The sequence below is a fragment of the Streptomyces sp. NPDC018263 genome, from assembly GCF_055562575.1.
Genome location: NZ_JBVHFA010000002.1, coordinates 431,299 through 443,832, shown reverse-complemented (window position 1 = coordinate 443,832; position 12,534 = coordinate 431,299). Strand labels below are relative to the sequence as shown.

The window sequence follows — 12,534 nt, the reverse complement described above, 5'->3', positions numbered from 1 at the left end:
ACGTTTCTGACGAAAGGGCACAGGCATGCCTTCGGCCATGCGTAAGACGACGACAACTCCACGGGCACGGCGGCTGGCCGCCGCGGCCGCCGCGCTGGGCAGTTGCCTGGCGCTCGCCGTCCCGGTGGGGACCGCCGACGCGGCACCCGCCGCCCCGGTGCCGACCGTCTTCTTCGGCGACTCCTACACCGCCGACTTCGGCATCGCTCCCGTGAACAACCCCGACAACCCCAGGTTCTGGTGCTTCCAGGCGACGGAGAACTACCCCGCCGTCGCCGCGCGGAGCTTGGCAGGCAAGGGCATCACGCTCAACGTCCAGGCGGACGTCTCCTGCGGCGGCGCACTCGTCGAGAACTTCTGGCGTGAGCAGCGGCTTCCCTTCGGCGCCGGGACGGTTCCGGCGCAGCGGGAGGCGCTCAAGGACGACACCAGGCTGGTCGTGGGCGGCCTGGGCGGCAACACCCTCGGCTTCACCAACTTCCTCAAGCAGTGCTCCGCCAAGCTCCGTGGCACAGAGGGAGCGATCCTGCCCGGAGCGCCGGTGGACCCGGACAGCCCGGCCGGCGAGTGCCGGGACTTCTTCACTTCGGACGACGGAAAGGCATGGCTGGACTACAAGTTCGAGCAGGTCGAAGCCGAGCTGGTGGACATGCTCGACGGCATGAGCCACTTCTCCCCGTACGCCGATCGGGTCCTGGTCGGCTACCCCCGGCTCGTGCCCCAGGACACGGCCAAGTGCCAGACCGCGGCCCCCGGCCAGACGGAACTGCCGTTCGCCGACATCCCCCAGAACGCGCTGCCCGTCCTGGATCAGACCCAGAAGCGGCTGGACGACATCATGAAGAAGGCCGCCGCAGACACCGGCGCCGACTTCGTGGACCTCTACGCCCACACCGGCAGCAACACGGCATGCGACGGTGCCAACCGAGGCATCGGCGGCCTGCTGGAGGGCTCCAAGGTCGAATTCGGACAGCCGATCCCCTGGTACGCCCACCCCAACGAGAAGGGGCGGGACCTCCAGGCCGCACGAGTGGCCGCCAAGATCGAGGAAGTCCTCAACCGCTGACCAGGCCACTCAGCCACGAACCCGGACGACCCACGTTCCGACGCGCGTCACCCGCTGCTGAACGAGGCCCCGGGCTCGCCCCGGCCTGGGGCCTTGCCGTGCCATGCTGCGAGACCGTCGCCGGTTCCGCGAGTGGGACTCACAACAGGCCCTAGGGTCGCCCGCATGGCTGAGCCCTCCTTCCTGAGCGCCGTGCGCGAGTCGTACGACACGGTCGCCGCCGATTACGTCGAACGCGTCCCGCCGCCCGCCGCGCTGGACCCGCTGTCGCGCGCGATGCTGGCGGGGTTCGCGGAGCTGGTGCGGACGGCAGGACTGGGGCCGGTCGCGGACCTGGGGTGCGGTCCCGGGCGGGTGACGGCGCATCTGGCCGGGCTGGGAGTCCCCGCCTTCGGCGTCGATCTGTCGCCGAAGATGATCGAGCTGGCCCGGCATGCCCATCCGAACCTCCGGTTCAGCGTGGGCTCGATGACCGCGCTGGAGACGGGGGACGAGGAGCTGGGCGGCATCCTGGCCTGGTACTCCACCCACCACACGCCGCCGCAGTGGCTCCCGGCGGTGTTCGCCGAGTTCCACCGTGCCCTCGCGCCCGGCGGCTACCTGCTCTGGGGAGACTACGTCGGCGACGAACGACTGCGGCCGGCCCGGGGATACGGCCGCCCGGTGTCCTACGAGTCGTATCTCCTGCCCCTGGACCGCATGACCGGCCTGCTGGAGGAAGCCGGACTCGCCGTCATCGCGAGGCTTGAGCAGGAGCCCGGCGGCCGGGTGCACCGACCGCACGCCTGCCTGCTGGCCCGTAGCCCGGCCCGGGCGAACGGCTGCGAGACGACTTTCGCACGATCACGACGTGGTGACGTCAACAGGGTTCAGCGTGAGGGCCCCTGAGCGGGAGGCGGAGCCGATCAGGAACGGCCCGGCCCCGCCCGCTCGGTGGACTCCAGGACCGCCGTCAGAAAGCGGCGTACGGTCTCCAGCTCGCCCTCCTCGAACCCCTCCGCGGCCGCCACCACCCCGCCGATCACCGGCCCGAAGAAGGTCCACCCGAGTTCCGTGGCCTTCTCCCGCACCTCCAGGAGTACGCGCCGCCGGTCGGCGGTGTCCCGGCTGCGCTGGACCAGACCGAGCCGTTCCAGGCGGTCCACCAGGGCGGTGGTGCCGGCGGAGTTCAGGCGGAGTCGCTCGCCGAGCCATCCGGGGGTGGCGCGGGTGCCGGACCGGGCCGCGTCCAGGAGGTGGATCAGCGCGCGTACGTCGGTGGGGTGCAGGCCGTTGCGCGCGGCGAACTCGGCTCCGAGCAGGTCGAACTCCACGGTGACCGCGCGCAGTAGGTGAACCAACCGCATGGCGGGGCTCTGATCGTCCACTGGAACACTCCCTCACGGCGTAATATCTCGCTCACCGAGATTATCGCTCATCGAGAGGGATGCCCGTGTCATCGTCCCCGTTCGACCTCGCCTACGACGAGCTTCGCGACCGCTGGCCCGAGTCCACCGAGGAACGCGACGTCGCCACGCCGTACGGCCCCACCCGCGTCCATGTGTACGGCCCTGCGGACGGCACCCCGCTGGTGCTGTTGCCCGGCGGCGGCGCCACCGGCCTGGCATGGTTCGCCAACGCGCCTGCTCTGGGCGGGCGTTACCGTATCCACGCGGTCGACCTGCTGGGCGACGCCGGCCGCACCGTACGCCGGGGCACGCCCCTGAGGAACACCGGCGACCTCATGGCCTGGCTGGACGCGCTGCTGGACGGGCTCGGGCTCGCCCGCACCCACCTGTGCGGCCACTCGTACGGCGCCTGGCTGGCCGTCAGGTACGCGCTCCACGCCCCGCAGCGGGTCGGCCGCCTCGCCCTGGTCGACCCCACCCAGGTCTTCGCCGGGTTCCGCCCCGGCTATCTGCTGAGCGCGCTGCCCACGCTGATCCGCCCGAGCGAGGGCCGCGCCCGCGCCTTCCTGGCCTGGGAGACGGGGAACGACCACCTGGACGAGACCTGGCAGCGCGTCTACGCACTGGCCACCACCCTCCCCGGCCGCAAACTCGTCGCCGGTGGCCGCCCCCCGGCCGCCGGCCTCCGCATGCCGGTACTGGTCCTGCTCGCGGAGCGCAGCCGTGCCCATCACGTCGGCAAGGTCGCCGAGAGGGCCCGCCGGACGCTTTCGCGGGGCGAGGTGGCGGTACTCCCCGGCGCCGCCCACCACTCCCTCCCCTTCACCGCGCCGGAGGAGCTGAACGACCGGCTGCTGGATTTCCTCGCCCGTGACCGCGAGGACAGGGGCACCGCAGCCCGGTGACCCCGAGTTGTGACCCCGTGGGTGACCCGCCGGACGGTGGGTGCCCTCGCGTGGACGGCCCCGGAGACTTCCGCAGCGGGCACCGCCCGTTGACAGTGCGTGGGCACCCTGTCGGCGGCGACACCCTTCTGCGACGATCACACCGGGCCACAGGTGAGGTATCCGCCCGGCGGCCCGCCCCCGCGACGCAAGGACTCTTCCGTGACCTACGACGTCAGCGCCCTGCGCGCTCAGTTCCCCGCTCTCAAGGCCGGTATCGCGCACTTCGACGGCCCCGGTGGCACCCAGACCCCGACGCCCGTCATCGAGGCCATCGCCGGCGCCCTCAGCAGTCCTCTGTCGATCCGGGGCACGGTCGCCCCCGGCGAGATCAACGCCGAGCGGATCGTGGCCGGCTTCCGGTGCGCGACGGCCGATTTGCTGAACGCCGACCCCGCCGGCATCGTCTTCGGCCGCAGCGCCACCCAGCTCACCTGCGACCTCGCCCGCACCCTGGCCGCCCAGTGGACGGCGGGCGACGAGGTCATCGTCTCCCGGCTCGACCACGACGCCAACATCCGGCCGTGGATTCAGGCCGCGGAACGGGTCGGCGCGGTCGTCCGCTGGGCGGAGTTCGACCCGGCGACGGGTGAGCTGCCGCCGGAGGCCATCGGGGCGCTGCTCTCCCCGCGTACGCGGCTGGTCGCCGTGACCGGCGCGTCCAACCTGATCGGTACCCGGCCCGATCTCCCGGCCATCGCGTCCCTCGTGCACGACGCCGGCGCGCTGCTCCACGTCGACGCCGTCCACCTCGCGGCGCACGCCTTCGTGGACGTGACTCACCTCGGTGCCGACTTCGCGGTCTGCTCCCCGTACAAGTTCTTCGGCCCCCACCATGGCGTGCTCGCGGCCGACCCCGCGCTCCTCGCCACGCTGCGTCCGGACAAGCTCGCCCCGTCCAGCGACGCGGTCCCCGAGCGCTTCGAGCTGGGCACCCTGCCGTACGAGGCGCTGGCCGGGACCGTCGCGGCCGTGGACTTCCTCGCGGACCTCGCCCCGAGCCGGGAGGGCAGCCGGCGCGACCGGCTCCGGGCGGCCTACGCGGCGATCGAGACCCATGAGGACGCACTGCGCGAGACGGCGGAGGCCGCGCTGTACGCCCTCGACGGCGTGATGACGCACTCACGCGCGGCGAACAGGACGCCCACCCTCCTGCTGACCTTCCGCGACCGCCCCGCCGTTGACGCCTACCACTTCCTCGCCACCCTCGGCGTCCACGCCCCGGCCGGCTCCTTCTACGCCCTCGAAGCCTCCCGCCACCTGGGCCTCGGCGACACCGGCGGCCTGCGCGTGGGGCTGTCGCCCTACAGCGACACGGAGGACGTGGAACGGCTGGTCGCGGGTCTGGCCGAGTTCCTGAAGGGCTGAGCGATCACCACCGTTCCCCTGGGGGAAAACGGGTACCCGGCAGGGAATGCCGGCACGAGGAGACGAGGTGCGTTCCATGCCCCCCACCGATGACCGAGGCGCGGCTCGGGCCGCCGTGTTCGATGTGGACGGCACTCTCGTGGATACCAACTATCTGCATGTCACGGCGTGGTGGGAGGCGCTGCGGCAGGCGGGGCACGATGTGCCGTCGCAGGCGATTCACCGGGCCATCGGGCTGGCGTCGAGTGATCTGGTGACTCATCTGCTGGGTGAGGAGCGGGCGCGTGCGGAGGCGGAGGCGCTCAGTGCCGCGCACAAGACGCTGTACGGGCAGTACTTCGGGCGGCTGACCGCCCTGCCGGAGGCCGGGCGGCTGCTGCGGCGGCTGGCGGACGAGGGATGGAAGGTCGTACTGGCCACGTCGGCGGGCGGCCAGGAGCTGTCCGCGCTGCGGACCGCGCTCGACGCGGACGACGCGATCAGCGGCATGGCGAGCGCCGACGACGTCTCGGAGGGCAAGCCCGCGCCCGAGCCGGTCGAGCAGGCGCTTGAGCTGGCCGGGGCGGTACCGGAGCGATCGGTGTTCGTCGGGGACACCGTGTGGGACATGGAGGCGGGCACCCGGGCGGGGGTCACCTGCGTGGGGCTGCTGTGCGGCGGGATTCCCCGCGAGGACCTGGAGAAGGCCGGCGCGGACGTGGTGTACGACGACCCGGAACGACTGCTCGCCTCCCTCGCGCAGAGCCCGCTGGGACGGCGTTCCTGAGACGCGTCCCACCGACGGCATGCGTCATCCGACAGCCGGGCGTCCCGTACGTTCCAGCGCCTCGCGCGCGACGAGGTGACCAGCGATCTTGAACGCCAGTTCGTGGGAGCCGAAGGTATCGGCGCGGGCTCGCCGCAGCACCACCCGAGTGGCGACCACGACTCCGTGCTCGGGCAAGCGCAACTGCTCCTCGATCCCCAGGGCAGCGGCCGCGAAGAAGCGGGGCAGGGCCTCGGCGGGTTCGTAGTCCACCGTGAGCCCTGGAGCCACCTCGAAGGCGAAGCCTTCCTCCGCAGGCTCGAAATCCACCTCCACACCCGCGAATTGCGGTGCGCAGTTCTGCCTCTGGTGCAGTATCCGCACGCCCCGGATCGGATACGGCGGAAACCTGGGCGGCTCTGAGGTCATGCCGGAACGCTACCCGGGGTCAGCAGCCTGTCCGCGAGGTGGTGGGCGTCGAACCAGACGGTGGGCGCCAGGGAGGAGAACGACCAGAGGTTCGTGCCGTGGGGGTGGGCGCCGCACGGTGTCTTGTAGTACTCGGTGGCCTCCGCGACGTCGATGTGCAGGGGCGGGACCAGGCCGAGTTCCCGTGCCTTCTCGACCGAGGGCGGCAGGGAGCTGTCGAGCCGCTGCTCGCCCCCGCGGGCCTCGGCGGTGCGCTGGGCCGCGATGGCCTCCAGTGTCTTCATGGTGGGAGGCCGTGGCGCCGGACTGTGTGGCCTTCCTGCGCATGGCGGCCGCCCGCCACCCCGACGATCCGCGCCTCACCGAACTCGTCGGGGACCTGTCGATAAGGGACCCGCACTTCCGCCGCTGGTGGGCCGCCCACAACGTCGCCGCCCAGACCACGGGCGTCAAAGTGCCCCGCCACCCCCTCGTCTGCGAGCTGACCCTCGACTGGGAGACCCTCGTCTGTGCCGCCTCCCGTCCCTCCGCCACCGCACCGGACGCGCACACGGCCGGGCCGCGCCGGCGCCACGACGCCCGCTGAGGACCGCCCTCCGCATACCTGCTCCACAGCGGGTACCTGCCTAACCTGTACGGATGCGGTGAGTGAGGGTCGAGGCGAGAAGCGCATGGAGTGGTCGCGAAGCCGCGTGGCGTGGCTGAGGCGGGCGTGGGACACGCCGGGGCACGAACGCAACACGGTGCTGTTGGTCGGGAAGAGCGCGCTGGCGGCGACGCTGGCGTGGTGGATCGCGCACGATCTGCTGAACGCGGCCTCACCGGCCTTCGCGCCCTTCTCCGCCGTACTGATCATGAACGCGACGGTCTACAAGTCGGTCTGGCAGGCCCTGCGCTACACGGCCGCGGTCACCGTGGGCGTGGCCGTCCAGGCGGTCATCGGCTTCCTCGCCGGCCCGGACCTGTTCGCCTTCGTCCTGGTCGCCGTCATCGCCCTGTGCATCGGCCAGTGGCCGGCCCTGGGCGAGCAGCGCTCGCAGGTCGCCACCGCGGCCTTCTTCGCCTTCTCCACGTACGCCACCGCGACCACCACGGGCGACAAGGTGAACCAGCTCGGGCAGATCGTCCTGCTCGTGCTCATCGGCTGCGGCCTGGGCGTACTGGTGAATCTCTGCGTCGCGCCCCCGCTGCGGTACCGCAGCGCCGAGCACGGGGTCCAGGTGCTGGCCGGGCGGCTGGAGACCCTGCTGGACGACATGGCCGACGGTCTGAGCGCCGGCGACGTGGACGCGGACCGGGCCGCCAAGTGGCGCAGGGCCGGTGAGCGCGCGCAGCACGCGGTCGGGCAGGCCCGCGCGGGACTGCACACGGCGGAGAACAGCCTCCCCCTCAACCCCCGCCGGTTCCTGCCCGCCCACCGCGGCTACCTGGGCTTCGAGCGCTACCGGCGAAGCGTCGACGCGCTGGAACGGGCGGTCTACCAGCTCGGTTCACTCACCCGCAGCCTGGGCCGCTGGCGCGAGACGGAGGACACGTACACCTACGCCCCGGTCCTCAGGGCGTACGCGGATTTCGCCGCCGCCCTGCGCGACATCGCCCACGTCATCGCCGAACTCGACAGCGACACCCTGGCCGAACAGGCGCAGGAGATGTGCCGCCTGGCGACGACCGCCCAGGAAGCCCTGCGGAAGGTGATCGGCGCCGCCCAGGACAACCGACTGCCCCTGTCGGACGCCTCCCGCCCCTACGGCGTCCTGGTCGTGGAGGCCACCCGCCTGATGGAGGAGTTCCAGAACACGTGCGACGCCCTGAAGGACACGGCTGACGGGTAGAGCGGCCGTCGTGGGTTCCCTCACTCGGGACCTTCCCCGACGCCCACGCGTACGGCATCGCGGGCACCGGTGAGCGGCGCGCGCCCCGCCCGTCAGCAGCCGGTGGCCAGCGGGCTGAACTCCAGGCGGGCGTGGTCGTGCGTGGCGGAGGCGTCGCCGTACGTGGTGCGGGTGACCCGGTACCAGATGTCGTCGCGGGAGCGGTTGCCGCCGACGTCGTCCAGGCGTACGCACCAGTGCTCGGGCCGGGTCACGCGCCGGTACGTCTCGGTACCCTGACGGACCTTTTCGCAGCGCTGGTAGTGCTCGGTGGTGTACCACGTGCGTACGGAGCGCCGCTTGCCGGAGCCGGTGCTGCGGGTGTGGGTGACGCGGCGTGTGGCATCGGTGCAGCGTCGTACCAGGTGCGGGCGGGTGGCCCTGGTGGTCACGGCGGAGACGTGGCGTATTTCGTCGCGCAGTCCGGAGACGGTGTCCGGTGAGGGGGCGGGGGCGTCGTCCACGGTGCGTACGTGGTTCCCGGCGCCCGTGTGCGTTCCCCCGGCGTCGCCCGAACAGCCGCCCAGTCCCGCCATGACCAACGCCGTCACTCCGGCCACCGCCAGTCGCCTGCTGAACATCGCTCCCCCTCCATGCCTGGACGCGCAGCGTACAACCAAAGGGACAGGTCAGCGGTCTCATGGGGCGTTCGGCTGCCTGTTCACCCTCTTCCCAGGAGCACCATGCGCCTCCAGCAGGTCTCGCTCGCGGCGGCGATTTCCGTCGTCGCGGGGCTGACCACCGCCACCGTCGGTCTGACCGGCCCCGTCGCCCGGGCCGACGGTGCCCGTGTGCTGCCGCTGTCGCACTACGCCCACATGGTGGTCGACGGTGCGCACCAGCACCTGTTCTTCAGCCAGGGCGCCGGGACGACCGGCATCGTGGTGACCGACCTGTCCGGCAACCCCGTCGCCACGGTCGAGGGCGAGCAGGGCGCCGACGGCCTCGCACTGTCCGCCGACGGCGGGACGCTGTACGCGGCCCTGACGGACGGTGACGCGATCGCCGTCATCGACACGGCGACGCTCACCGAGACCGGCCGCGTCGACACCGGCACCGCCAGCGCCCCGGTCTCCGTCGCCGTGGCCGGCGGCAAGGTGTGGTACGGCTACACGGATGCCGACGGCAAGGGCACCGTCGGCTCGCTGGACCCCGCCGCCCCCGCGCCGACCCCGCAGCCCGCCATGCCGCACTGGTCGGCCGCCCCGCTCCTCAGCACCGGCGGCGGGGTGCTCGCGGTGCAGGGCGCCCAGCCCTACACGACTCTGGTCGCCACCTACGACGTCTCCTCCGGGACCCCCTCCCCCAAGGCCGACATGGGCCTCGGCGGCACCGCGACCGGCCCCGTCAAGGTCACCGCGGACGGCACGAAGCTCCTCGTTCCGCAGTCGGCGTCCGTGTACGTGTACAGCACGGCGGACCTCAGCGCCGCCCCGCCGCGCGGGTACTTCACGGGCGGGGTGAACTCCTCCCCCGACGCCGTCGCGGTCGACTCCGACGGCACGATCGCGCTGGGAGCCCCGGCGGGCTCGGGCGCGGGCGCCTACGTCTACGCGGCCGACCAGATCGCGGAGAACCACTTCACCTTCCCGGCCGGCGCCGTCGCCCCGGACGGCCTCGCCTGGGGCACCGACGGCCGCACGCTCTACGCCGTGACCCGCGACAACGGCTCCTACGCCCTCGGCGTCCTCGGCGACGCCAAGCTCACGGACACCGAGCTGTCGCTCGACTCCCCCTCGCCGTATGCCATTCCCACCCAGCGGTTCACACTGGCGGGGACGGTGGGCGGGCATGGCTTCGTACCGGCCGGCGCCACGCTGAAGGTCACCCGCGACGGCGCCGAGCTGCCCGACGCGACAGTGGGCGCGGACGGCTCGTTCGCTATCACCGACACCCGTCAGGACGAGGGGGGTTACAGCTACCAGGTGTCGTACGCGGGCGACGCGACGCACCGGCCCGCGACCACCTCGCTGACGGTGTGGGTGTCCAGGATCGGGACCACCGTGCCGTACCCGGAGTTCAGCTCGGCGGCACCGCACAAGGTCGCCTTCACCGGCACCGTCATGACCGACCTGAGCCGCGGCCCCTTCGCGCAGGGCACCGCCGTCCAGGTGACCCGGACGAACGAGGACACCCACGAGTCGACGCGGCTCCCGGCGGCCCCGCTGGACCCGGCCACCGGCGAGTTCGCGGTCACCGACGACCCGGGGGCGGCCGGAGGGTTCACCTACAGCCTCTCCTTCAAGGGTGACGCCACACACCAGCCGGGCGCGAACGACATCAGCACCGTCATCTCCCCCTACGCCCCGGCCCTCACCCTGCAGGCCCCCGCGACCGCCACGCGCGGCGCAGCGCTGGCCTTCAACGCCCGCCTGGGCGACGGCCCGTACGCGGGCGGCGAGACGGTCACCGTGACCCGCACGGACGCGGCGCACACCACGACGCCCGTGACGTGGACGGCCCCCGTGGCCGCCGACGGCGCGATCACCGTCAGGGACACCCCGGCCACCGGCGGCGCCAACACCTACACGGTCGCCTACGCGGGCGACACCGCCCACCGGGCCGCCACCGCCTCCGCGACCGTCCAGGTCTCGCGCACCACGACGAGCCTGTCCGTGGCCGCCGACGCCGCGACGTACGCGTACGGCGCGACGGCCACCGTGACCGCCCACCTGAGCACCACGTACAACGGCCGTACGGTCTCGCTGTACGCCACGCCCGCCGGCGGGAAGAAGGCGCTGGTCAAGACGGGCACCGTGGACAGCAAGGGCAACCTGAGGGCCACGTACAAGGTCACCCACAACACGACCTTCACGGCGTCGTACGCGGGCGACCACCGGTACGCGCCGGCCACGGCCAGCCGCGCCGTGAGCGGTCAGGTGAAGGTGGCGCAGGCGCTGAGCGGCTACTACACGAGCACCACGTACAGCGGCACCACCTACCGCGTCTACCACCGCAGGACGCGTCCTACGGTGACCGTGACCGTGTCGCCCGACAAGTCCGGTCAGTGCGTGAAGTTCCAGGCCCAGCGGTACTACAGCGGCGCCTGGCACACGCTCAACACCTCGGGCTGCTTCACGCTCGGCTCCAGGAGCGCGGTGGCGTCGGGGCTGACCCTCTCGAACGCGGTCGGCCAGAAGTTCCGGGTGCGTTCGGAGTACGTCCGCGGCGCCAAGGACACCACCAACGTGAGCACTTGGGGCGGCTGGCAGTACCTGACGGTCCGGGCCTGACGGGGGGCGGGGCTGCCTCTCGCCGGCCGCCGGGTGCGGCGTCCGTGCCGAGCGCTCCGTCCGGGGATACGTTCCCGGAGGGAGCGTTCGGCCGGTTCGCAGGCAGAGGGAGAAGGCAGCGTGGCGATTCAGCGGATGGACAATGTCGGCATCGTGGTGGCGGACCTGGAGGCCGCCGTCGCGTTCTTCGAGGAACTCGGCATGGAGCTGGAGGGCCGCGGGGAGGTCCGGGGCGGCTTCGCCGACCGGTGCACCGGGCTCGACGGCGTCCACTGCGACATCGCGATGCTCCGGACACCGGACGGCCACAGCCGGCTGGAGCTGGCGAAGTACCGCAGTCCCGAGCTGATCGACGGCGGCCCGCGCGACCGGCCGCACAACGTCCTGGGCACCCACCGTGTCATGTTCGCCGTCGACGACATCGAGGACACCGTCGCCCGCCTGCGGCCGCACGGCGCCGAACTCGTGGGCGGGATCGCCCGGTTCGAGGACAGCTATCTGCTCTGCTACCTCCGGAGCCCGGAGGGATTCATCGTCGGCCTGGCCGAACAACTGCACTGATTCGTCCACGTGGGGAGCGCGTACGAGGCGCGGCTCCCCTCCCTGTTCGCTCGTCCCGTCGGCGGTCAGAACCGTTCGCCGCGTTGCCTGCGCTCGCGCATCCACGCGTCCCAGTCGGCCGGCGGGTAGGTGGCCTGGGGTGCGGCGAGGGCGACGTCGATCGCGATGGAGACCTCCGGGTCGAAGAAGCCGAGGTCCCGGATCAACTCCAGCGCCCGTACGGTGGCCTCGCCGAGGGGGCGGGCCATGCGGTCCGCGCCGGAGGGGAAGGACACGAGGTGCCTGCGGGCCATCTTGAGTGTGTGGTCGGCCCGTTGGTCGAAGCCGAGCACGGAGTAACCGGCGGCCAGGGCGACTTGCTGCCGTGACTTGGCCATCTCTTCCGACAGGTCCCTGACGCCGCGCAGCGTCTGCGCGGGGCTGCCGGCGGCGGTGTCCGCCAACGCGCTTGTCTTGGGCTGCTGTTCCAGGCGCTCGCGATCGGACTCCAGCAGGACGTGTGCCTCCTCCAGCACACCGGCGACACGCTCCAGCTCGGGCAGATCCAGGGCCATCGGATGTCCTCTCCGTCAACCAGGCGTACGCAGAGTGTACTTGCGAGCACACACCGGCACCGGGTTCCCCGGCATTACGTGACCGGCCGAGGGACGCCAGTGCTTCAGCCCGGTCAGGTCGGCGTCCTCGATGTGCCGGGAGAACCGCCGGTCGCGGATCTCGCCGTCCAGGACGTAGAGGCGGAACTCCGCTGCCCAGGTCACCACGTCGCTGATCAGCACCGGGGCGTCAGGACCGGGCGGGAGGCCGTCGCCGGTGGCGTGTACTGCGGCGCCACCGCCAGGAGACCTCGCTTCGTCACGCTCGATGACGATGCCACCGATCCGGCCCGGCAGTCCACCGGCATCCGTACGGGCAGGCGGGCGAGGGACCAC

15 protein-coding genes are annotated in these 12,534 nt (G+C 72.1%); 9 read left to right on the top strand and 6 right to left on the bottom strand.

What is annotated here, in order from left to right; genetic code table 11:
- Positions 1 to 25: 25 nt before the first annotated feature.
- Together ACZ3HQ_RS06920 and ACZ3HQ_RS06915 are read left to right on the top strand one after the other, a co-directional pair.
- Entirely contained in the window at positions 26 to 1,066 is a 1,041-nt protein-coding gene (locus tag ACZ3HQ_RS06920; RefSeq protein WP_467508653.1) for an SGNH/GDSL hydrolase family protein, read from the top strand.
- Positions 1,067 to 1,231: 165 nt separating this feature from the next.
- A complete protein-coding gene (locus ACZ3HQ_RS06915) occupies positions 1,232 to 1,954 on the top strand; it encodes a class I SAM-dependent methyltransferase (RefSeq protein WP_467508652.1) in 723 nt (240 codons plus the stop codon).
- 17 nt (positions 1,955 to 1,971) lie between these two features.
- Here ACZ3HQ_RS06915 and ACZ3HQ_RS06910 read toward each other — a convergent pair whose 3' ends face one another.
- Positions 1,972 to 2,412 carry a MarR family winged helix-turn-helix transcriptional regulator gene (locus ACZ3HQ_RS06910; RefSeq protein ID WP_467509053.1) on the bottom strand — a complete coding sequence of 147 codons (441 nt, stop codon included), beginning with the start codon at positions 2,410 to 2,412 and terminating at the stop codon, positions 1,972 to 1,974.
- An 80-nt stretch (positions 2,413 to 2,492) separates the two neighbouring features.
- Here ACZ3HQ_RS06910 and ACZ3HQ_RS06905 point away from each other — a divergent pair, with 80 nt between their 5' ends.
- The 3 genes from ACZ3HQ_RS06905 to ACZ3HQ_RS06895 all read left to right on the top strand — a co-directional run bounded on the left by ACZ3HQ_RS06905 (position 2,493) and on the right by ACZ3HQ_RS06895 (position 5,532).
- Positions 2,493 to 3,359: an alpha/beta fold hydrolase gene (locus ACZ3HQ_RS06905; RefSeq protein ID WP_467508651.1), complete on the top strand. Its 867-nt coding sequence runs from the start codon at positions 2,493 to 2,495 to the stop codon at positions 3,357 to 3,359.
- 201 nt (positions 3,360 to 3,560) lie between these two features.
- Positions 3,561 to 4,766 (top strand): cysteine desulfurase-like protein, encoded by a 1,206-nt coding sequence (locus tag ACZ3HQ_RS06900; protein WP_467508650.1) that lies wholly within the window; start codon positions 3,561 to 3,563, stop codon positions 4,764 to 4,766.
- A gap of 76 nt (positions 4,767 to 4,842) precedes the next feature.
- On the top strand, positions 4,843 to 5,532 hold the full coding sequence (locus ACZ3HQ_RS06895) for an HAD family hydrolase (RefSeq protein ID WP_467508649.1): 690 nt from the start codon (positions 4,843 to 4,845) through the stop codon (positions 5,530 to 5,532).
- A gap of 24 nt (positions 5,533 to 5,556) precedes the next feature.
- Here the strand turns inward: ACZ3HQ_RS06895 and ACZ3HQ_RS06890 are convergent, their stop codons facing one another.
- Entirely contained in the window at positions 5,557 to 5,940 is a 384-nt protein-coding gene (locus ACZ3HQ_RS06890; protein WP_467508648.1) for a hypothetical protein, read from the bottom strand.
- On the bottom strand, positions 5,937 to 6,224 hold the full coding sequence (locus ACZ3HQ_RS06885; protein WP_467508647.1) for a hypothetical protein: 288 nt from the start codon (positions 6,222 to 6,224) through the stop codon (positions 5,937 to 5,939). The genes ACZ3HQ_RS06890 and ACZ3HQ_RS06885 overlap by 4 nt, the downstream gene beginning before the upstream one ends.
- Positions 6,225 to 6,235: 11 nt before the next feature.
- On the opposite strand from ACZ3HQ_RS06885, the gene ACZ3HQ_RS06880 reads away from it, so the two are divergent.
- Together ACZ3HQ_RS06880 and ACZ3HQ_RS06875 are read left to right on the top strand one after the other, a co-directional pair.
- Positions 6,236 to 6,526 (top strand): MmyB family transcriptional regulator, encoded by a 291-nt coding sequence (locus ACZ3HQ_RS06880; protein WP_467508646.1) that lies wholly within the window; start codon positions 6,236 to 6,238, stop codon positions 6,524 to 6,526.
- Between the two features lie 85 nt (positions 6,527 to 6,611).
- A complete protein-coding gene (locus ACZ3HQ_RS06875; RefSeq protein ID WP_467508645.1) occupies positions 6,612 to 7,772 on the top strand; it encodes an FUSC family protein in 1,161 nt (386 codons plus the stop codon).
- A 92-nt stretch (positions 7,773 to 7,864) separates the two neighbouring features.
- On the opposite strand, the gene ACZ3HQ_RS06870 is transcribed toward ACZ3HQ_RS06875, so the two are convergent.
- Positions 7,865 to 8,392 (bottom strand): hypothetical protein, encoded by a 528-nt coding sequence (locus tag ACZ3HQ_RS06870; RefSeq protein ID WP_467508644.1) that lies wholly within the window; start codon positions 8,390 to 8,392, stop codon positions 7,865 to 7,867.
- Between the two features lie 102 nt (positions 8,393 to 8,494).
- Here ACZ3HQ_RS06870 and ACZ3HQ_RS06865 point away from each other — a divergent pair, with 102 nt between their 5' ends.
- Positions 8,495 to 11,044 (top strand): hypothetical protein, encoded by a 2,550-nt coding sequence (locus ACZ3HQ_RS06865; protein WP_467508643.1) that lies wholly within the window; start codon positions 8,495 to 8,497, stop codon positions 11,042 to 11,044.
- Between the two features lie 120 nt (positions 11,045 to 11,164).
- Positions 11,165 to 11,605 (top strand): VOC family protein, encoded by a 441-nt coding sequence (locus ACZ3HQ_RS06860; RefSeq protein WP_467508642.1) that lies wholly within the window; start codon positions 11,165 to 11,167, stop codon positions 11,603 to 11,605.
- A 65-nt stretch (positions 11,606 to 11,670) separates the two neighbouring features.
- Here the strand turns inward: ACZ3HQ_RS06860 and ACZ3HQ_RS06855 are convergent, their stop codons facing one another.
- The gene (locus tag ACZ3HQ_RS06855) at positions 11,671 to 12,159 is read right to left on the bottom strand and encodes a hypothetical protein (RefSeq protein WP_467508641.1); all 489 of its coding nucleotides are present in this window, start codon (positions 12,157 to 12,159) and stop codon (positions 11,671 to 11,673) included.
- 15 nt (positions 12,160 to 12,174) lie between these two features.
- The gene (locus ACZ3HQ_RS06850; RefSeq protein WP_467508640.1) at positions 12,175 to 12,534 is read right to left on the bottom strand and encodes a hypothetical protein; all 360 of its coding nucleotides are present in this window, start codon (positions 12,532 to 12,534) and stop codon (positions 12,175 to 12,177) included.